The following is a 19,310-nucleotide window of genomic DNA, read 5'->3' as shown; positions in this document are numbered from 1 at the left end:
TTGGCGTTTATAAACAACTTGCAAACCCTTGCTCTGCCTGGAACAAGGGTTTTTCTACTTTTATCGATAGGGAATAAAAGGGAATAAAGCGGAATAGATGGGAACAGAATTTTAGGCAAATTTTAGGCAAGGGGTACTTTTGGCCTATCCGCTCGAGTAATCAGTGCATCATAGGCACGTTGATGTACATCTTCATTGATCCAATGCTGGTAAATCTCACAGTGGATTTTGACGCTATGACCCATCTGAGCAGCGGCCAGAGAGACATCCAACCTAAACTCAATGGCTCGCACGGCCCACGCATGCCGCAAATTGTAGGGAGGGAAAGGAATCCCCATCCGCTTAAACGCATGCGTCACCCGATTGCCTAAGTCGGTGTTGTTCTTCCCTGTGCAGTTGGGGAGATTGATAGCCTGTAGCTCCCACTTTTCTGCCCATTCTGGATACAGAGGCCAGACGCGATGTGGATCGGTCTTAGCTCCTTCAGTAATTTGCAGAATGGGAAACCGGGACAGGTCGCAGTAGAACAACTCATGGTTACGGAGCCCATAAGCTGCCATCATGCCAAATGCCCACTGCCACGGCCCCGGCTTGAGTGAGTAGAAGAGTTGGGCGATCGCTTGGTCTGAAGGTAGGTCACGAGGAGCCACATTTTTGGATGAGTAGGAGCCCTTGAGGGGTTTAAAGTTAGCTTCCAGCTCGGCAAATTCAGCCAGTCGAGATAGAACATCAACGAAACGTTTGCGAGTTCGGCTGTCTGCTTTAACGCTGGTGATTGTGTTGGTCAGAACCTCCACTGTTAAAGGTTGGTCCAGAGGCAACGTCTTAAACACCTTCCAATAGTCAGAATGCCATGTCGTTTCTGACTTAGGGTTGCGAGCACGTCTTGTAAAATAATCAATTTCAAAACGCTCAATCCAATCTCCAATTTTGTCTCGTTGCTGAGGCTCTACTTTGAGGTAGGGTGTCCAATCAAACTGCCTGCAATCAAGTAATGCTCCTACTTTTCGGGCTTCTTTTTCGGCTAAACTCACCCCCGCAGGGTTGGCATGAATGCCGAGGGCGATCCGTTGCTGGTGAGGGTGAGTTTTAGCAGATCCTGGTTTGGGTGGGAAGGTGGCCTTCAAATATAGACGGTTGCCAAGTTGCTGAATGGTAACTCCCACTTTGGCAGCCCGCAGCCGTCCGTTAGCTTGATTAATGCGATCGCTGCTCATCTCTGCTCTGCTGGTGTCTCTAACATGCGCTCACACTGCGCCAAGTTCCATTGATAAGTTGCACGCGCAGCACCAGGGCTTCGGATGTCACGCCAATGCTCTCCTTCTTTGAAGAAACCATCATTGCGTAACTTGCGTAAATGCTTTGTGCACATTCCCATCTTCTGAGCAGCCGTCGCGGTGTCTACCCATTCGGATGAAATTGGCTTACCCCGTTTTTTGATCCTAGGCATTCTCCACCCCCACTAATAGATTCAGTTGCCCTTCACGTTCTTGCTTCAGTCGTCTCTTGGTTGCCATTGCTTTGAGGTCGTACCGGCAGTGGCAGACGGAACACCAGGCGCGTAAGTTGGAGCGATCGCAGTTCTCGGGCTGGTGGTCGAGGTGAGCAGTGGTGAGTGTGAAGCGGGTGAGCTTTGGGACTAGGACCATGCACCCAAACTCTTCATCATCCTCTAGCTCATCTAAATCACCTGCCCACTTTTCATGCTCTAGTTCAATGCGATCGCGCAGATCGCCGTCGTCTTCACCAGGCAGACGGCAGGGCCTACCGCAGTTTTCACAGGTCCAGTTCACTTCGGTCTTGATGGCCAGGGCGATCGCCTCCCAGTTTTTGGGGTAGAGCTTGCGGTTCATTGGCATGGCTCTTTCCACCGAAATTGAGAATCGGTCAGGATGCAGGATGTCCAGCCGTTAGGTTTTAGAGCATTGAGGCGGTGCGAGGGTTCTAAGGTGCGGTTGATCGGGCTGAGTCTCATGCCATTAAGGGCTTTGACGTATTTGGCTGGAAACCATTGGTCATCAATCAGGACTTCACAATTACATTCTTGTAGTTCTTTAGAAATTGGATTGAGATCAGGTTCTCTAGTGCTCTTAGGAATTTCGATGTCCAGGATGGGCAGGTTGTCCACGGCCATTTCTTGCACTGTTGATTCTGGTAAAAGTGGGGGTTGTCCAGGGGGTTGTCCCAAAGGTTGTCCACTAGGTTGTCCCGCTACTGCTATCTCGTTTTGACTGTCCTCTGGACAACCTGGACAACCATATTTATTAAAATTGGGAGAAAACCAAAATCTGAGCCTACGACCCTGGACAACCTGACGCGAGGTTGTCCACTGATTTGCCTTTAGGAGGTTGGTCACTCGCATTTGTGAGGCGCGATCTTGCCTGTCGAGGTCTAGATGAATCGCATTAAACAGAATTTCAGCCGCAGTAACTTGCTGCTTATCAGCGATGTAATTCAACACAGGTTCTTCCCAAGGATCTGAGAGTTCGTACTCTTGCCCTGCTTCCATCGCCTGCTCCTTCATCTCGGTGGGGAGTGTCCAGCTCTCCCCTTGCATGAAGGCATGAGTGGCAGCGGCCCAAATGCGATCGCGCTCACTGGCTAGGTCGTCCAGGGGAATCCACTCGTTTTGGATGGGGACCACCCAGAAGCGTCTATTACCCGTGGGGTCTGCGAGGAATTCATTAAAGTTAGTGGTCCCGACAATGATGCTGGGACGGGGAAATTCTTTAACAGTGCGACCATAGGGCGGTCGGATCTGGTCGGTCTGGGTGGTGATAAACGCCTTTACTGCACTAATGTCTCGGCGCTTGAAGACGGCCTCTAACTCTGCCCACTCTACAAACCAGGATTGGTGAAGCTTCAGCCGTTCGTCTTTATCACTGACTGAGCCGATCGAGTCGTCGAACCAGTCCCCAGCTAAGACTCTCCAGAAGGACGACTTACCCACACCTTGACGGCCTGCAAGGATGCAAACAGTGTCCACTTTGCAACCTGGACTGAGCGATCGCGCTACTGCACTAATGAGAGTTTTACGAATGAAAGTGGCGTGTAGCTCTGAGTCAGTACCGAGGTAAGTCTTAGCAATAGAAGCCAGCAGCTCTGAGTCTGGGTCATAGAGGGCAGCGCATTGATGCAGGTATTCAGCTACTGGGTTGTAAAGTTGCTGCTTGGAAATGTAAGTAACAATCTGAGCGCAATCCTCGGCAGGAATATCAATGTTGTGCTTCAAGGCTAGATAAATTCGTAAGTCGTCCACATCTGCTGTTTGTCCATCAAGTTCGACCTCGCCTTTGAGGTTGTTGAATCTGAGACGGCCCTTGAGCTTTTCATGCACCATTTTGTAGCGCATGGCTAAGCGGCAGGTTTCGATCTCCATCAGCTCGGTGGGTTCATCCTCTTGCTCGTCGCGCCACTCCTCTAAGGTTTTGGCATCGTAAAGGCGGCTCTGGATGTCGCCACCTGCTGCAAGGTAATCATCAATGCCTTTGTTGAAGTTGTTCCACTCCAGCACATAGACCATTGCACCTTTGTCGGCGATCATTCGACCGAGGTTGTGCAGGGCTTGTTGAACGGCACGTTTCTTTAAGATGTCGCGGTCAAAGGCGAGGTAGATACGGCGGCCATATTTGCAGAACAGCTCTAGCTCTGGTCGCAGCCGTCCCAGTTTGCCGCCAGTAGCGACACCAGGGATGCTGATGCAGGGAAAGCCCGCAGATAGTACAGCTCCTGCTTTTTTGGCTCCCTCAGTCAGGATGATGGGGCTGGTGAAGTCGAGTAGCAGCTTGTGCCAATACTCTGGGTCTTCCATTTCCAGGAAGAGGGGACTAAGAGCCACTTTGGATGGGCTGAAATACTTCAGCGGCTTCTTGGTTTCTGGGTCGATGGGGGTTTTGTCTGGCTTAAACTGGGCTCCCTTGAAGGAGCGCTCGCCAGTTTTGGGGTCCACACCAGCGACGGCCCAACCGGGCACCAATTCATCAGAGTGCTTCCACTTGCGTTTGTTGTTGCGGTTGAGCAGCTGATCTACGTCGCGCGGATCTTCAATGGTCCAGACGTTGCGCCGGATGATTTCGGGGTCAACGGCGGAAGCGATCCACTCGTCCCAATGTTTCGGAACGATGGAGCCATTGATACTGGAGAGTGTTTGAGGTTGGGCTAAATTAGGTGAAGTCATAACCGATATCTGAGCGCGACAAAATATTTGGTTTGGCAGGTGTAACTGGTGGAGCTGCTCATCTCAGCAGCTCCTTTTTTATGGCGATCGCCTAGGCGTACTCGGAATCAGCTAGATGACCACAGCTAGTACATTTCCACTGGTCATAAGAGCAACCGAAATACTCATCAATGGTGTAAGGCTCGCCGTCTTCGTCGTAGCGGGTCACACAGAATGCCTCGCGGCCTGAGACTCTGCCTGCATAACGAACGATGCCAACTTTCCCGGCATTGGCGCAGACATGACACAAGTCCTCGCCCTTTGCCAGTTCGGGCTTCAGCACCTGCTTGACGAAGAAGTGACCCAGCTTATGCTTCTTGATGGTTTTAGGGTCGTTGTAAAGGGATTCTTTGCGCCAAGTCTTGCCGCCGTCGGAACTGATCTGATAGCTGCGATTAGCTTCATCGAATTCAATCCGGAACCCTAACCGCTCGGCTTCTAGTTCACTAATCATGGCGATCGCCCTCGCTTCGCCTCACTGCTAACTCCCCTTCACCACCGCACTGGTCGCAAATTTCCCATTCCGTCTGGTCTGAGTCTGGGTAGGTGACCTGGGCTTCACCACCAACGCAGTGAGGGCATTCGTAGAGGTCGTAATGTAGCTCTAGTTCTAAGGGGTCAAGCTCTGAAGGACGTTTTACCTGGGTCTTGCTCATAAGCTCCTCCCATAGCAAAAAGCCCACTCACGCCCCGACTGTGAAGCGATCGAGGGCAAGTGGGCACAATTCCTCTGTTTAAAACAATGCGAAAATAAGGCTGTTAAGCCCTTCGTTGGGGTGTGCATTTATACCTCTGGAAGAAACGAACGGTTTAACGCAAAAGAGCCGGGGACTGCTGACACAGTCCTCGGCCCTCTATTTGCTTATAAGTTTTGGAATTCCAACATTATTGTAGACTCCTGAATTCGTTTGTGCTTGTGCAGCCTGTCACTGGGCTGTTTTTTTATGACTGGGAAGATTAGGGAAGGGCAGACGGATGGCGGTCCATCTGCCCTAGATGTTTCTCAAGTCAAAAGTTATGAGTGAATTTGAACCGTTAGAACTGGATGATGTTGTGATGGTTGACAAACCAGGAATCCCAAATCATTCACCGTTTCTGCTGAAGCAATTTCTAAGCGGGTTGCAATCCCTGTTGCTTCAGCAAGGTAGTGCAGGCGGCTTAACAAATAGTGATGGTGTTCGTTGCAGAGTATTGAGACCTGGAGGCGATTGGCGAGCGGGCAAAATTAGAATCCGATTGGAGTTTTGCCCAGATGCTCCACCATCAAGCGGTGGGTCGCTAGATGAATTTAGGCAGTGATTTGATGTCATAAATTCCTTTTTGTTTGTTACTCAAAGGTCAAAAGTTATGAGTGAGTTTGAATCGTTAGAACTGGATGATGTTGCTTGCACTCCAGGTCTGGTAGTCGTCAAGCATCCAACCTTTCAAGTAAGCGAGTATATGGAAGCACTCAGTGAGTTTCTGAGGAGTTATTTAGGTGCCACTGAGCAAAGTAACCAACTCTTGAACGAGGGAGTTCCAGGTAAGGTGTTGAAGCCAGGTAAAGGTTGGCAAACAGGAAAGTTACGAATGCGTTTAGAGTTTTGTCCAGATGAGCCAGAGGAAATTAACTTGTCGGAAGACAGCAGTCCGCTGGATGAATACAGGTAGTGATCAGATGTCATAAAATCCTCAACTTGAATTACACACGGGGCTCAGAAGCCCCTTTTTTATTGACTGATACTAAGCCCACCTCCCATAAAACTTGCGGTGTAAGCGTAGGCAATATGGCTTATTTCACCGTTTTGAGTGCATACATTGCCTTGAGATGATTAGTGATAAGGACGGGTCTACCTGCCAAGTTCGCCCGCCCTTTTGTTGTTTATACGCGAACTAGCAGCCGATTACTAGTAGCGCACTGCTAGTAGTGCATTATAATATGTCTCAAGAAGGTGAAGCACGACTCACGCCAATGAAACTGCGGAATCGCACGGGACTGACTCAAGTTCAATTCGCAATCATGATCGGCAAAAGCCCTTCAACGGTTGCGAAGTGGGAAGCTGGAGATTTTGTTCCTAAAGGGAAGCCATCAGAAATTAAAAGATTGATGGATGCCTATCAATGCACTTTGGATGAGCTTATTGAGGCGTTTGAAGGCATTGAGGACGCAGGCGCACATTAAAAAACTAGGGCTGCAACCCTAGCTCTATCTAAATGAAGGAGGTAGCACGATTAATTAGTGAGTTTCAGGGCTAGGGGCGGTAGGACAAGTACCACCCCATTCCTGCCCACAGTTGACGAGATCTAAACGCACAACTGGAGCATTGCAACAATGATGACACTTTCACGTGACGGAACAAAGATTTTAAGCCCTTGGGCAGAAAGCGATCGCAATTTGATGCAGAGCGACGAGAGAGGGAGTGGCCGAGCCATGCTGAGCGAATCTGACAAACTCTACATTTCGTTGCAGATTCAACGGTATGAGGCATTTACACAGGCTTGGAAGCAATCGACAAAGAGAATACAACGGCTTAATTTGCATTTGTACCGGGAAAACTGCCTTTGGAGAATTGCATCGTGCTCAGAGCTCTTAGGCGATGCACTTGATCCGACCGGTGCCTTAAGTGATGACCAGTGGAACCAAGTGCTTGAGTTTATCGAGCAGTTCCAGGGAGGGAAGCAGTAATGTCTAAAGTTGATGAACTGCTAGACCAACTGGATGAGATTCAGCAACAAATCGCTCAGCTGCCAACTTCCAAGAATGAAACCGGACAGGCTCTCAACCGTGCCTATGACTCTGTAAAAGCAGCCGCGATCGCCCTACAGGAAGCTCAGAAGCTTGAGGGAGGGCAGCAGTAATGCCCTACACCGCAAAGCAACGATTACAGGGCATGAGAGAGGCAGCAAAGAAGATGTTGCCAGCCAAGGAACAAAACCTCTCAGTCTTACCCCTCTATGACGGCAAAATAATTTCTACTGGCCTAACCAAGCGTGAGTATTTTGCAGCAATGGCGATGCAAGGGCTGTTGGCTGCTCAGGGCAATCAGGCAAAGCCTTCTGATGCCGTTGCTTATGCTGACGCTCTGCTAGATGAGCTGAACAAAGTCGAATAACTCCACGGGCGATCGCAGCTCTACTCTCCGCTGAGCGATCGCCCTCTTTCCCATGTCAAAAATTTGCACTAGAAGCCATGAAAGACCTTGCATTCATCGTTTGCTTAGCGGCAGCGGCTGCAATCGTCGCACCTACAGCAGCCGATCTGCTCACTGCCCTGAGCCCTAAATACATCAAGCTCGAAGCCCAAAAACAGCAACTAGAACAGACCGCACGGGACTATCAAGTTTACCGGGAGGCCGTCAAGGATGCCCGATAGTCCCCACGACCAAAGCCAAATCATTCTCCAAGGCTCCGACCTGGGAGACATCATTCGTCCCACTGCCAAGACCGTCACCGTCCAGAGTAATCGCCAGCATCCCGTGATGGAAAGCCAATGGCACTGGCTAAACCTGCTCTTTCCCCCTGCCAGACCACGGGACATGCTGCTACAAATCAGCTCGCGCATCTTCCCCACATCGGTGGTGGTGGGAGTGATCGTTACCAGCTCACCACTTTGGTGGGGGACTGCTGATCTGATTCCCTTCCTCGTTGTGGGGGCGATCGCCCTGGTTGCAGCGGCTTGGCTATTCAAATTTGTGGCTCAGAACGTCCCCAACGGTCGGGGGCTGATGTTCTACCACTACCTATGTGTGCTGATTGGCGTCCTCCTAGCCCTGAATATCTAATGCCAGACATCCACCCCACTGAACTGCAACTGCTGCTCGAAACCAAACGGCGCAACACCCTCGCGACTTGGTGCGCGATCGCGGCTCTACCGTTCTGCGCGGGAATGATGCTGGCTACCCGTTCCCCTTGGCTCAAGCTAGGGGGCGCGGGGCTAGGCACAGCCTTCACCGTCGTGGGTGCCCTCGCTTCCTCAGCCGCCAAAGATGCCGAGTACCGCTTGCAAGATTGGTCAGACATCTCAGCCCAGAGCTACCAAAATCGCTTGTACAAGCTGATGAACCCAGTTAACGCTACGGTCACCACAGTAGAAGCAGAAGTTGCACCCGAAATCTACAACTTTGACAGCATCCTAGATGAGGCCGTGGGCATTGCCCTCTTAGGGAACAGTGGCAGCGGCAAGTCTAGCGTTGCTAAATACATCATCAACTTGATGGGTGAGACTCAAATTCTAGTGTTAGACCCACACGATGATGGCGACACTTGGGGCGGCTTGCCCGTGGTCAGCAGCTATGAAGGCATCGCTGAACAGCTAGAACTGCTGCTGACTGAACTAGACAACCGGGGACCAAAACGCCGACGCAAGGAACGACTCGATCCAGTGGTTGTGGTCTGTGACGAGTGGCCTGCGGTGCGATCCTACTGCCAGCAAAACTCCCTCGATGTCGCCGATCGCTTTTTACTGCGCTTTGGCTCAGAGTCGCGCAAATTTAATATGTTGTGCATGTTCTGCTCACAGTCAGGTAATACAAAGGCACTAGGGCTAGAGGGCAAAGGCGACTTCCTGGAAAACTATCTGCTAATCCGCTTGCACAAAGTTGCCCTCAAGTACGCCAAGAACCTGAGCGATCGCACCGTATTGCAGCGACTCAAGCAACAGGGGTTCCCCTGCTTAGTGGGCGATGACGTGAGCATCCATCCTACCCACGGGCACTACGCCCAATTCAAAAAGCAGTTACCTCCTGCCAACCTCAAAGAGATCCGCTCACTACCCCTGACATTTGCCACCACCAAGCATCTAGTCCAGCTCAGTTCCGTCAAGGTTCTGCCGTCGGTTCCGGAGGGTTCTAGCGAAGTTCCGAACCGTTCCGGAACCCCTGCGAACCCTGTAGAACCTGACACGGTTCGCAAGCTGAACCAGTTGCTAGAGCTAGAGTTCCACGGTTCCGAACCCACTGCGAACCCTGACACCATTGCTGACCCATTCGCCGCAAAAACAGAGCCTTGGGCAGTCGAAAAAGTTTTACACCTCCAACGAGATGGCATGCCCCAGAACCAAATCATCTTCGAGGTTTGGAAAGCCACCAAGGGCGGAGGTAAGCGCTACGGTAAGGCGCGCGAAAAGTATTTGGCGATCATCAACGAATCGCCAGACGAGCTTAGGGAGTCAGACACTTAGACACTCAATCAAGGCCCACGGCCTCAGAAGCGAGACACTAAGACACTGACAAACTGAGATAAGCCCTCTCTCCAGGGCGGCACGGTTAACCAACACCTGCAACCAATAGGAGAAACCACGATGTCTAACTACACACGACTCATCAAATCCACCCTGTTACTCGCTGCGTTCGGCGGCATCACTGCCCTCGCACTCAAAGTAACTGCCCTACTGCTCAGCGCCCTGGTCCTACCAGCACTGCTGACAACGGCGTTAGCGATTCTCGGACTAGCAGGCTATCACGTCTTTCGCCAGCTCCTGCAATCCTTCCAGCTCAGGGAAGCCAGTGTGGAAGCTCCCGCCGCTCAGGAACTGCCACCAGTCACCGAAACGGTAGAGCCCATTCAACCGGAAGAAGCACCACAACCCCCCGTAGTGGCCACGAAACCCCAACCGATCGCCCAGCAACCGGAACGCATCCAATCAGCCAAGGTTTACGCCTTGTTTCCCAAAGCTGTAGTCGAACTAGAAGCCGAGCAACCGGAGGAATCAAACCCCACGGAGGAGCCCCAACCGGAAGACGCCACACACCGCAACGTAGGAGAAGAGGAAACTCTTGCACCTGCAACGGTGGAGGAGTCCAGTGTAGAGCCCACCCAAACGGGTGAGGCACAGCCAGAGGAGCCGGAAGCAATTCCGACCGAAGGAGACACGGGGCCAACCCTAAAGGCCGAGGATATTGTGAGCCAAGAGGATCTTGAAAACCTAGTCGAATCGGGGAAATTAACTTTCACCAAAATGCGGCAAATCTGTCGAGATTTGAAGCTCACGGGCTACGGGAATATCAAGAACTGCAAGGGATACATTGCCTTTCTTGCTCAACAGAACCTCAGACGATCTCAACTAGAGAGAGTCGCATAATTCCGTTACGTTCAATCGTCCGCACCGTCCCCCTGGTTTCAGGGGGCTTATTTTTTGGAGGGAGCAATTATTGGAGCGGTTCTTAAGTTTAGGACCATTTATCCGTGTGTCTCCAGGGGAGTCCCCTTAGCACGCTTATCAAAATCCAAAACATAGTTTTTCTTGGCTTCTTCATATACTTCAGAGATTACATCTCCTATTGGGTCAACAGTATGCATGACAATTTGACCCTGGTTTCTGGTAGTTAGCTCTATAACTTTTTTTTTCAGTTCACCCTCATCTTTAACCCAATAAAGCTTTGAGTTGAAAGATAGTAAGCCCATTTGAAAGAGAGAAGACTGGTAGCCTTCAGAGCGCAAGTAATCGATCGCCTGCCGCATTTCTTCTGGAGAGACTTTTTCCCGCAATCTAGTAATAGCTTTAATTTCTAATAGTTGCTCCCATGTATAAATGACTGTTGGGTGTTTAGGATGCCCAATCTTCTTAGGTTTGACAAGACCAATACGATCTAGATAGCTGATTTGGTTGGAAGTCAAACCTGTCAGCCTAAGAGCTTCTTGACGTGTAAATCCAGTTTCCATGTATCAAAAGGAAAGAAATAATCAAAGTATACGAACAAATATACTAGTTAAGTGATTGCACTGAGGTCTCTGTTTGAACCAGCTAATACAGTTAGCTTAGCAAGGTAATTCTGCTCTGCTCATTTTTAAAAGTAGTTGCAATAAACAAGCCATCAAATCAATATCAAACACAAAAAATGTATATCAATCTATACTCAAAGCGAAAGAAGCTTGCCGAGAGAAGTGGTCAAGCAGAAGTCTATCAATACACTGACCTGCCGATTGAATTCCGACGACAGGTAGTCCATATCTGGTTGACTGCTATTGGGTCTTACGTCCATCCAGAAAGATTCAGTGTAAGTTTGTCTTTAGTAAGCCAGTTGTGGCATAAAATTCATGACTCTGTTGCTAGAGAACTAGGTTTATTCCATCTTGGCTCCCCTCTTAAAGATCCTTTTGAGCAATGTCAGTCTTTTTTGCTCAACAAGGAGACTCCTATTGATCATTGTTTAGATTTAATTGAACTTGCATTTCACTATATAGAGAACATTATTCCCCAATTACTAGGGGAACGTAGGCTAAATGTAGAGCAGAGAGCTGAATACGCTATTAGGGAACTTAATCATCGCTTCCGGGAGCATGGAATAGGGTATCAATATCACGGCGGCCAAATTATCCGTGTTGATTCAAATTTCATTCATGCAGAAGCTGTCGTACCTGCGCTCAGTCTGCTCTCTAAGCAGAGCTTTGAAGGAGCTGAGCAAGAATTCCGAAATGCTCATGAGCACTACAGAAAGAGGGAATATAAAGATGCAATTGTTGATTCCCTAAATGCTTTTGAGAGCACTATGAAAATAATCTGTGATAAGTCTGGATGGACTTACGACAAAACAGCTACTGCTAAAGACCTTATTAAAGTAGTGCTCCAAAACGGGCTTGTTCCAAACTATCTTCAAACCCATTTATCAGGCTTGCGCTCTGTTCTTGAATCTGGCGTTCCTACTGTTCGCAACAAAACTTCTGGTCATGGTCAAGGATCACAACCCATAAGCGTACCGGAGTATTTAGCCGCATACGCATTACACCTTACTGCTTCAAATATAGTTTTGCTTGTAGAGGCATTTGAGGCTAAACAAGGCACCTCAAAATAAACCTAACAACACAGGCTAAAAAAAAATATCATTTACCTTCGGACGGTCAGGCCAAAGTTTTAGCCTTATATATAAACGAGTAATAGGGGATCGACCTCGCCCAGCTTGTAGCACTTGCCTCACCATCAGTGGGGTTATTTTTTGGCGGGAGCGATCGCTTTTCTCTGGGCATATTTAAACTGCATGCCTATAGGCTCGGTAGACCGAGCTTTTTCTATGAGTAAAAAATCAAGATCGTGGTGGCCTGCTTGGTTTCCCTACCCCAGTTCCTGGGCCAGAGCATTTTTAATCATGATGCTGATAGCTTTTCTAATGGTTAGCCTACGATTTACAGGCTTTTGGGGACTTGCAATGTCTGCCATATCCGGGAATGTTGTTCCCTTCATACTTCTAGGATTAGCAGGCTTTTCGGCCCCATTTCTACTAGTTGCCTATACCCATAACTTGATTTGGCGGAAAGCGCCTGCTAGTTGGCCTCAGTGGTTACCTAGCCCCGCTAGCTTAAAAGAAGGGTTGACTGCCTTGATTGTGATGGTCGTATCGATAGCGGCTGGCCTGGTCACTCTAATTCCCTTCATGCAATGCACCATATTTGCTGATGAGGTTGTCTGCCCACCGCTTCCAGAAGCGCAAACAACCTTTGCAACAGTGGTTTTATTTGTTTCGGCTGCTTACTTATACCAATACGATTACTTAGTCCGTCGCCGTCGCTCCAACCGCAAACAACGGCGCGCTGCTTCGCCTGCTATTCGGACAACGCAGCCTACTGCCCAAATTGATCCACTAGAGGCAGAGTTGAATCAGCTACGAAGAAACTTAAACTCAGAGCCGAATCCTTAGAAATGGTAGCTAGTTTTGATACTTGCCCTCCACAGCGAGGGCTTATTTTTTGGAGGGAGCGATCGCCCTATCAGGGGAAACATGAATAAAGCCTCCCTTAGAAGAATCTAAGGGAGGCTTGCACTACTACCATCAGCATTCCCATGTTTGAGATTTTGATTTTGGTGAGCGTGATTGCCCTCACCTTCACCGCCATAGTTTGCTGGATACTGTATGCCTTGGTAGGAGAAATGGGATGGATCAAACCTGCCCCACGGCGCTTAGCAAGGAAACGCATGGTTAGACATGGCATTCTGCTGCTTTGTGCCCTTTCTCTGGGGGCGGCTCTACTGTCTCATGGGGTCTCACTCTTGGCAGCTATTATCATTGCGGGTGGTTTAGCCCTAGTAATAGAAATCATCATTACCAACCCGACCCCCTCTGTCTCCTCAAGTTCCGGGGTCAGCACAAGCTCAAGCACTAGAAGATATGAGACCGTTGAGGCACCGCCCTTTGAGCGATATGCTGGCTCACTGCCAGGGCTCAAAAATCAACTAATTGGGATGCTCCAAGGCGATCGCAGGGCGGCTCATAGCATGGTGCTTTATGAAAAGAATGCTTTGCCTGGGGGTCATCCTGAAGCGTGGTATTGGAAGGCCGCTATCCAAAGACTGGAACGGGACAGGCGCTGGTAAGGCGATCGCCCTGATCTTTGACAATGCGAAGCTCACACCCAGGCAGATCAAGACACGCTGCAATGAAGCTATGAGTTGGTTGGGAAAGGTCCGTGAAAATCGCTGCAATGTCGCGCTGACCAAACCCTGCTCCGGACCCTAGCTCACTTCCGCCAAATCGCTGAATCAGCTCACCAATTTTGGTGTCGAGGCAAGGGAAATCAACATCTGGGTAAAGTACCGTGATTTGAATCATGCTTATTCTTTGACGGGAACGATCGCCTTGACATGGGCAAACTGATTGCAGCCTCCTACCCCCTGCCTTTACATGGACATTGTTGGAATTGGCTTGATAGTTGCGATCGGCGCTGTGGCTTTCTTCGTTAGCTTCTGGTTAGAGCTGCTGATTGCAGGGATTTTTCTAAAAAACCTGAATAACCGTTACCTAGCAGTTTTGTTGCTCAACTTGACTCCAGCATTGCTCGCTGTCGCCAAATCACCAGGAAAAACCCTAACCTTTGTTCTAGTTGGGCTTCCAATCCTAGGGTTGATGTACTGGCAAGCTAAGAAGGCAAGTTTGAAGCATCCTGCCTAACCTCAGCGGCCAATTCTTCTAGCGCTTCTGCCAATGCCAATAAGTCTGTTTTGCTGGCAGGAAACTTCAATGAAGGTCTGAGCGAAATTTTGAAGCGCTCGACCTGGGGCCGATCAATTTGGTCGCTGCTGAAGCTCATTCTGGATGCCGTTGTCCCCTAAGCATTGCTTTGATTTCCAGCAATTCTCTGTGCAACGCTTCAAACTTCTGCCAAAGCTCGTTGTGTTCTTTATCAGCCCGATCATCAAAATCTTTCATCAGAACACCAATGTTCTGAATCATTTGTTCTTGGTTGCGTCGCAGATGAGCAAAATCCCGCTCAGCGGCATATTCCTTTTTGACTGCTTCAGCCGTTTGCTCGCGCTCAATTTGTGCTTTCTGTTTGGCTAAAGCTTGATTTTGTTTCCGATTTGTTAACCAACCCAGTAACCAACCCACAGAAGCTGTGAAAACTGAGAAGAGAAAACCAGCCAAACCCAAATCAAATTTCATGGCCTTATATCAACTCTTCTAGGGTTAGACTCCAGTCGCTATCGGGCCAGATGAACCCGTAGCGCCTACGAATTAAACGTTTCACCCCGATATATCGCACCACCATGCCTGAGTTTTTCAGCGGCTCTGGAATGGGCAACTCTAAAATCAATTTTTCCCGTTTGGGATAAAGCCTTGTAGCAGGGCTAACTTCATCATTAGCAAAGTATTGGCGAATCAGAGCTGTAGAGCTTAGCTCTGGAGTCAGGCCAGTATAAGTAATCCTGAAAGTATCGGAAAACGTGGGGGCATTGAACGTTCTCCAATCCATTTGAGGTTTGAGAGTACCGAGCGATCGCCACATTCAACCCTCAAAATAAAACTCTTCTAGCAAGTCTTCATCCTCAGATTCGAGCAACCGCTCCTCATACTCACCCCCTTCTAGATATTCTTCCGCCTCAGACCAGGGGACAGCGGTCAGAACTCCCCCCTGTCCAGCCTTGGCGATAATTGCATATTCAGGATGCTCATAGGCCAAGGCTTGCCAGTCTGGGGGGAGGCTGCGACCCAGAGTTTCTTCAAACTCTGGATCACCTGGAAGAATTAAATTAGATGTCGTTGCCATCGTCCTTTAGAGGTTTCCAGCCATCAGGAAGCCGATCCATCACCGAAGGATCGACAAAGGTCGAAATCGTATCAATTCCCCCCTGTCCAGAAGGGAGAATGATACCTGCCTTAGGTGGTTTGGGATAAGAAGCCCCAAAGACTAAATCTTTATCGTTGGTGGTCGCAATCTTGATTCCTAGAGCTGCAAGGAAAGTTCTAATTTTCGATTGCGTACTCTTGGGTAGGTTCCAGGCATAATTTACCCCTCGGATGGTCACGTAGGCGATCACCGTTTTGGGAGTTTGCCGACCCCGACGAACCTTAGGCCGACTAACAGACCAGCCAGCAGGCAAACTGTTTAATTTGGTGGCATCTACGAAGGTTGAGAAAGTCTCAATCTTGCCAGAAGTAATTCTAGTTTTAGTGCCTCTAGCTGGTTTGGGAGCATTAGCGCCGATCACCATCCCGTTTGGCACAGCAGTACTGATCACCTTGTGCCCAGCTTCGGTCCCAATTTTGTCTTCTACGTTCGTCTTAAACCCGTAGCGGTGTGTACTACCTATAAAGGGTAGAACGTGCGCCATCCGTTTTTTTGCATATCTACTCATGGTGTGTCCTCGCTTAGTGCGGTTGTATTAAAAGCACTAAACCTTAGACTCTAGAAGCGGTACTAGCGCCCAGATTCACAGGGGCATCAACTGAAACCGTGTAAGTGTACGTGACCAAATAACTTCCATCTTCTTGCCGAGTTGGAACGCCAGGAGCAGGAAGCGCAAAAGCATCAAGCTGAGCGTTTGCGTTTGCAGGAGCAGCGTTGTAGGTTTCTTGAGCTGTGGCCGCTGCTTCTAAAACAACCTGAATAAACTCAGCAACGTTATCAGCAGGAGCCGCAATCCGAATTGTTCCGGGTGCTGGTGCATCCACAACAGCGGCAGCAGGCAAGGCAGCATCGAGAGCAGCAATATCAAACATATAGTGTCCTAATTCATCTACAAATAGACTTCCCCACCATAGCTAGGCTGCTATCGCATCGCAAGAACGGGTAGACTATCGATAAGACTCATCAGGAATAGACCAAACCTCTGAGGTCCGGTCTAAGTACTGAACTCCTAAAAGCCTCATGTAACTTTTTGTAAAGCATGGAATTAGTTTTTTATTACAGGCTTGGGACTAAAAGCAAACGGGCACTAGTCCGACAGAAAAAAAGCTGGGGCAACCTGTACGCCTACAGCCCTAGAGGGGATTTACTACAACGCTTGAGTAAAGAGCTGAACATGCCCATACCAGAGGTAGCAGCCCAGCTTCACCGGGAACGAAACGAAATTCTACGCTCAGGAGTAATCCCCTAGATGGCTGCATTGATTCAGCAAGCTTACAGCCGCAATGTTTCAGTGATTAAAGCTTTCTCCAGTGCTAGCGGTACCAGTATGGTTCAGTTGTACGCTCCAGGTAGTGTCACACCGTGGGACCGTACCGCAACGATTCGCTATTACGGCTTTATTACAAGCCTGAGAATGAGCGTCAATATTAAGTCTATTCCTGAGTCTCAGATTCCCAATATTCAACTAACCGACGACCAAACCGCGAGAATGTTGGCAGTTCGGGATATGGAATGGAAGGAACCTAGGAAACAAATAGATCTCTTCATCAAGAACAGCCAGATTAGTTGGCAAAGAATAGCCAGTTTGAGCTTGTTAAACCGTTTGCCCTACTATCACGTCAATTTGCTGCAATACCTGACAGACAGCAGCAGTCTGGAAGTAGGAAACGATACCCGATTAGCTGCAAGAATTTCTGATGCTGGCTACGGTCTGCTCAATAACACCGATAGCGTAACTATTTTTGGATCAGTCCAAGAGGAAGCAACCGCACTTCCGACCGATGAACGTGACATCAGTTACACAAGCGATTTTTCCTGGGAGCTGGGCACCAACTCCCAGATAATCTTGCCAGCAAACCCGAATCGGTTACAGGCAAGCTTTGTAAATGACAGCGAGACTCAAAATGTCTACTTGAGCTATAACGGCATCGCTCAGCAGGGCAAAGGCATCGCGTTGTTAAAAGCAGGAGGGACTTACGAAATCAACAAGTTCAACCCCTACAAAGGCGCGATTTCCGCCGTTGCTACAGGCAATTGTAATTTGGTCGGATTGGAGGCTGTTTGATGTTTAATTACGCCACTTATTTAAACCCGAAGCCTCAACCTGCTCCAGTGTTTCGCCTACCTTTCCACTGTGGCCCAGTTCAAGCACGACTCTTGGAGGAAAGAGCCAAGCGCCCAAGAGTCCACAATCACCTAATTTTTCAGCCTAGCAAGCCTAATTTAGCTGATGCCTAAGCGGAGTCCTAGAACTGCTAGGAGACAACCTCCTAGAGAGCAAGAGCCACGACAGCAAAAGCCAGGGGGCTATCAGATGCCCGACGTTTTAGAGGAGCCGTTGCAACCGTGGTTAGAGCCAATCGGAGACACTGGATTCTATCAATCCCCACTGGAACCCGTAGACCCTAGAGACTGCGACCGCTGGCCCGACTCACCATCTTGTGGTGGATCGGGGGTGAATATTGACGACTTTATTAACGTAGTGCCACAGGTTCATGCCAACGACTGTGAGATCTGCGTTACGTTTAGCCCGACGCTGGCTTTTATTTCACTTCCGCCTTACACAATCTGCTACAGAAAGGACTCGCCAGAGTGCAGACCGGAACCTCCACCCCCCCCACCCGCTCCACCTCCAAGACAAAGAGAGTATGAATCACCAGATGGAGTAAGGGCATCGCGTTGGACGTTTCCTGTAGAGAAGCAATGTATAGGCCAGCTCTACCTAGTCGAATTTTCTTATGAGGTCTACTACCCTGCTAGAACTTTTGTTTCTCAGGGGGCAACGTTCAATTTTCCAGAAGAAACCTACTCAGGCTTATATTCTGTTCTGGCCTTTGCTCCCATCGTTGAAGTTGGATTCGCCCAAAATCCAGCTTTAGATCCAGGTAACGGAGAACTGACATTAAAAGCTGCCAGAACTTACGGGTTAGGCCGACCAATAGAGCAGGTTTTTTCAACCAACCCTTTAAGGGCAAATTACATTGAATGGCAAACAAACACAGGCTTTCGGGTTGGCCCTCCCGCTGTTCATTCTCTTTTTAATGTGAAGTTGTTTCGAGTTTCAGATGAAGAGGAATTAGTACTAGGGCTAAAAGATACTTATCCCTGGTTATACAGTGAGTTTTGTACCAGAATCCCAGCAGTTAACCTACCAGATCCACCCCCTCCCCCCCCGCCTGGGCCAATCCTTCCCCCTCCGTTAAACAATCCACCGAGAGAGCCTTGCTGTATGAATTGTGCTGAGCAGGATAGGTTATTGCGGCTAATTGCTAAAAGGCTGGGGACTGATGACTACCCCGCATCAGTCCCTAAATCTTTGCTAACCGATAGGGGAAGTGAACAACAGCAAATAGAGAGCCTAACCCAGTTTTTAGGCTGGTTTGTGCAACAGGTGGATTCGCTAGCAGGTGAGTTTCCCATTGAAATTAATGTTGAGGACATCGACCCAACTAAACCAGGGAAACAGAGCAAAAAAGTAAAAGTTCCCAACCTAGCGGAAGCAATCGCTGAACTCTACGGACTAGCGCTTAAAAATACAGTTGATAGTGATATTCACACTAATTTTATGATGCGACTTGCAGCGGAAATTATCGCAACAAAAAACGCTGCAATCGTAACTCAGGACTATGCACGAGCTAACGCAACTTTTTTGGGATACAAGGCAAACCCGAAACGTAGAAAAGTCAATTACGCTTTCAACCCTGAAGGCTTAGAAAGCCTAGAAACAGTCCTTCAAGAATCAGAGAAATATGTGCAAGGTTGGCAGGAGGATGACCCTGAAACTGTGGTTGGATTTCTGCAAAGAATCGTGTTTAGTGCTGGCATTATCAAGGCTGCATTCCTGAGGAATAAAGACCAACTCGGCAACCTCAAGGGGGATCTGGATAACCTGCTGAAAAGTGATGAAGGCGATCAGGATGATTTATGGAAGCAGTTCTTAAGGTCGGTTGAGAACCCAAACCATCGAATCAATACAGGCAATGTTCCTACTCCTGAAATCAAGGATCTGTCCATGACCAGCAATGAGGGCTTGGGCAATCTACTAGACGAGCAAACCTAA

General features: G+C 49.0%; 29 protein-coding genes. 16 read left to right on the top strand and 13 right to left on the bottom strand.

The features are described from left to right. Positions 1-122 precede the first annotated feature (122 nt). The 6 genes from NDA01_RS03710 to NDA01_RS03685 all read right to left on the bottom strand — a co-directional run bounded on the left by NDA01_RS03710 (position 123) and on the right by NDA01_RS03685 (position 4,872). Complete coding sequence (locus tag NDA01_RS03710; RefSeq protein WP_348226908.1) at positions 123-1,217, bottom strand: site-specific integrase; 1,095 nt, start codon at positions 1,215-1,217, stop codon at positions 123-125. Further along, positions 1,214-1,450 (bottom strand): DNA-binding protein, encoded by a 237-nt coding sequence (locus NDA01_RS03705; RefSeq protein ID WP_348226907.1) that lies wholly within the window; start codon positions 1,448-1,450, stop codon positions 1,214-1,216. The genes NDA01_RS03710 and NDA01_RS03705 overlap by 4 nt, the downstream gene beginning before the upstream one ends. Continuing rightward, complete coding sequence (locus tag NDA01_RS03700) at positions 1,443-1,859, bottom strand: hypothetical protein (protein ID WP_348226906.1); 417 nt, start codon at positions 1,857-1,859, stop codon at positions 1,443-1,445. Before NDA01_RS03700 ends, NDA01_RS03705 begins: the two co-directional genes overlap by 8 nt. After that, complete coding sequence (locus NDA01_RS03695) at positions 1,850-4,177, bottom strand: virulence-associated E family protein (protein ID WP_348226905.1); 2,328 nt, start codon at positions 4,175-4,177, stop codon at positions 1,850-1,852. The genes NDA01_RS03700 and NDA01_RS03695 overlap by 10 nt, the downstream gene beginning before the upstream one ends. Positions 4,178-4,268: 91 nt before the next feature. Continuing rightward, the gene (locus NDA01_RS03690; RefSeq protein ID WP_348226904.1) at positions 4,269-4,670 is read right to left on the bottom strand and encodes a hypothetical protein; all 402 of its coding nucleotides are present in this window, start codon (positions 4,668-4,670) and stop codon (positions 4,269-4,271) included. Continuing rightward, entirely contained in the window at positions 4,663-4,872 is a 210-nt protein-coding gene (locus tag NDA01_RS03685; protein ID WP_348226903.1) for a hypothetical protein, read from the bottom strand. The genes NDA01_RS03690 and NDA01_RS03685 overlap by 8 nt, the downstream gene beginning before the upstream one ends. Positions 4,873-5,233: 361 nt before the next feature. On the opposite strand from NDA01_RS03685, the gene NDA01_RS03680 reads away from it, so the two are divergent. The 10 genes from NDA01_RS03680 (at position 5,234) to NDA01_RS03635 (ending at position 10,274) form a co-directional block, all read left to right on the top strand. Next, on the top strand, positions 5,234-5,515 hold the full coding sequence (locus NDA01_RS03680) for a KGK domain-containing protein (protein ID WP_348226902.1): 282 nt from the start codon (positions 5,234-5,236) through the stop codon (positions 5,513-5,515). Positions 5,516-5,563: 48 nt separating this feature from the next. After that, a complete protein-coding gene (locus NDA01_RS03675; protein ID WP_348226901.1) occupies positions 5,564-5,866 on the top strand; it encodes a KGK domain-containing protein in 303 nt (100 codons plus the stop codon). Positions 5,867-6,134: 268 nt separating this feature from the next. Beyond that, a complete protein-coding gene (locus NDA01_RS03670; RefSeq protein WP_348226900.1) occupies positions 6,135-6,377 on the top strand; it encodes a helix-turn-helix domain-containing protein in 243 nt (80 codons plus the stop codon). 150 nt (positions 6,378-6,527) lie between these two features. Then, positions 6,528-6,881: a hypothetical protein gene (locus NDA01_RS03665; RefSeq protein ID WP_348226899.1), complete on the top strand. Its 354-nt coding sequence runs from the start codon at positions 6,528-6,530 to the stop codon at positions 6,879-6,881. Next, positions 6,881-7,054 (top strand): hypothetical protein, encoded by a 174-nt coding sequence (locus NDA01_RS03660; RefSeq protein WP_348226898.1) that lies wholly within the window; start codon positions 6,881-6,883, stop codon positions 7,052-7,054. Before NDA01_RS03665 ends, NDA01_RS03660 begins: the two co-directional genes overlap by 1 nt. Continuing rightward, positions 7,054-7,308 (top strand): hypothetical protein, encoded by a 255-nt coding sequence (locus NDA01_RS03655; RefSeq protein WP_348226897.1) that lies wholly within the window; start codon positions 7,054-7,056, stop codon positions 7,306-7,308. The genes NDA01_RS03660 and NDA01_RS03655 overlap by 1 nt, the downstream gene beginning before the upstream one ends. Positions 7,309-7,385: 77 nt before the next feature. Then, a complete protein-coding gene (locus tag NDA01_RS03650) occupies positions 7,386-7,568 on the top strand; it encodes a hypothetical protein (RefSeq protein WP_190550084.1) in 183 nt (60 codons plus the stop codon). After that, positions 7,558-7,977, top strand: a complete 420-nt coding sequence (locus NDA01_RS03645; RefSeq protein ID WP_348226896.1) for a hypothetical protein — start codon at positions 7,558-7,560, stop codon at positions 7,975-7,977. The genes NDA01_RS03650 and NDA01_RS03645 overlap by 11 nt, the downstream gene beginning before the upstream one ends. Beyond that, entirely contained in the window at positions 7,938-9,374 is a 1,437-nt protein-coding gene (locus NDA01_RS03640; RefSeq protein WP_348226895.1) for a P-loop NTPase family protein, read from the top strand. Before NDA01_RS03645 ends, NDA01_RS03640 begins: the two co-directional genes overlap by 40 nt. Before the next feature lie 120 nt (positions 9,375-9,494). Further along, the gene (locus NDA01_RS03635; protein ID WP_348226894.1) at positions 9,495-10,274 is read left to right on the top strand and encodes a hypothetical protein; all 780 of its coding nucleotides are present in this window, start codon (positions 9,495-9,497) and stop codon (positions 10,272-10,274) included. Between the two features lie 98 nt (positions 10,275-10,372). On the opposite strand, the gene NDA01_RS03630 is transcribed toward NDA01_RS03635, so the two are convergent. Continuing rightward, positions 10,373-10,855 carry a MerR family transcriptional regulator gene (locus tag NDA01_RS03630; RefSeq protein WP_348226893.1) on the bottom strand — a complete coding sequence of 161 codons (483 nt, stop codon included), beginning with the start codon at positions 10,853-10,855 and terminating at the stop codon, positions 10,373-10,375. 176 nt (positions 10,856-11,031) lie between these two features. On the opposite strand from NDA01_RS03630, the gene NDA01_RS03625 reads away from it, so the two are divergent. The 3 genes from NDA01_RS03625 to NDA01_RS03615 all read left to right on the top strand — a co-directional run bounded on the left by NDA01_RS03625 (position 11,032) and on the right by NDA01_RS03615 (position 13,499). After that, complete coding sequence (locus tag NDA01_RS03625) at positions 11,032-11,985, top strand: abortive infection family protein (protein ID WP_348226892.1); 954 nt, start codon at positions 11,032-11,034, stop codon at positions 11,983-11,985. Between the two features lie 351 nt (positions 11,986-12,336). Further along, a complete protein-coding gene (locus NDA01_RS03620) occupies positions 12,337-12,825 on the top strand; it encodes a hypothetical protein (protein WP_348226891.1) in 489 nt (162 codons plus the stop codon). Between the two features lie 143 nt (positions 12,826-12,968). After that, positions 12,969-13,499, top strand: a complete 531-nt coding sequence (locus tag NDA01_RS03615) for a hypothetical protein (RefSeq protein WP_348226890.1) — start codon at positions 12,969-12,971, stop codon at positions 13,497-13,499. Here NDA01_RS03615 and NDA01_RS03610 read toward each other — a convergent pair. After that, positions 13,465-13,734: a hypothetical protein gene (locus NDA01_RS03610; RefSeq protein ID WP_348226889.1), complete on the bottom strand. Its 270-nt coding sequence runs from the start codon at positions 13,732-13,734 to the stop codon at positions 13,465-13,467. The genes NDA01_RS03615 and NDA01_RS03610 overlap by 35 nt on opposite strands. Before the next feature lie 72 nt (positions 13,735-13,806). On the opposite strand from NDA01_RS03610, the gene NDA01_RS03605 reads away from it, so the two are divergent. Then, a complete protein-coding gene (locus NDA01_RS03605) occupies positions 13,807-14,073 on the top strand; it encodes a hypothetical protein (RefSeq protein ID WP_348226888.1) in 267 nt (88 codons plus the stop codon). 135 nt (positions 14,074-14,208) lie between these two features. On the opposite strand, the gene NDA01_RS03600 is transcribed toward NDA01_RS03605, so the two are convergent. From NDA01_RS03600 to NDA01_RS03580, 5 genes are read right to left on the bottom strand one after another with little or no spacing between them, the layout of a single operon-like run. Beyond that, positions 14,209-14,565: a hypothetical protein gene (locus NDA01_RS03600; protein ID WP_190551851.1), complete on the bottom strand. Its 357-nt coding sequence runs from the start codon at positions 14,563-14,565 to the stop codon at positions 14,209-14,211. Positions 14,566-14,569: 4 nt separating this feature from the next. Then, entirely contained in the window at positions 14,570-14,908 is a 339-nt protein-coding gene (locus NDA01_RS03595; protein ID WP_348226887.1) for a hypothetical protein, read from the bottom strand. Next, a complete protein-coding gene (locus tag NDA01_RS03590) occupies positions 14,909-15,169 on the bottom strand; it encodes a hypothetical protein (protein ID WP_348226886.1) in 261 nt (86 codons plus the stop codon). Beyond that, the gene (locus NDA01_RS03585) at positions 15,153-15,758 is read right to left on the bottom strand and encodes a hypothetical protein (protein WP_348226885.1); all 606 of its coding nucleotides are present in this window, start codon (positions 15,756-15,758) and stop codon (positions 15,153-15,155) included. Before NDA01_RS03585 ends, NDA01_RS03590 begins: the two co-directional genes overlap by 17 nt. 43 nt (positions 15,759-15,801) lie before the next feature. After that, the gene (locus NDA01_RS03580; RefSeq protein ID WP_348226884.1) at positions 15,802-16,122 is read right to left on the bottom strand and encodes a hypothetical protein; all 321 of its coding nucleotides are present in this window, start codon (positions 16,120-16,122) and stop codon (positions 15,802-15,804) included. 377 nt (positions 16,123-16,499) lie between these two features. Here NDA01_RS03580 and NDA01_RS03575 point away from each other — a divergent pair, with 377 nt between their 5' ends. Further along, a complete protein-coding gene (locus NDA01_RS03575; protein WP_348226882.1) occupies positions 16,500-17,315 on the top strand; it encodes a hypothetical protein in 816 nt (271 codons plus the stop codon). 165 nt (positions 17,316-17,480) lie between these two features. Continuing rightward, positions 17,481-19,310: a hypothetical protein gene (locus NDA01_RS03570; protein ID WP_348226881.1), complete on the top strand. Its 1,830-nt coding sequence runs from the start codon at positions 17,481-17,483 to the stop codon at positions 19,308-19,310.

Origin of the sequence: Trichocoleus desertorum AS-A10, from assembly GCF_039962155.1 — a bacterium.
Lineage (GTDB): Bacteria > Cyanobacteriota > Cyanobacteriia > FACHB-46 > FACHB-46 > Trichocoleus.
The sequence above is the reverse complement of the archived record's forward strand: the minus strand, read 5'-3'. Positions and strand labels throughout refer to the sequence as shown.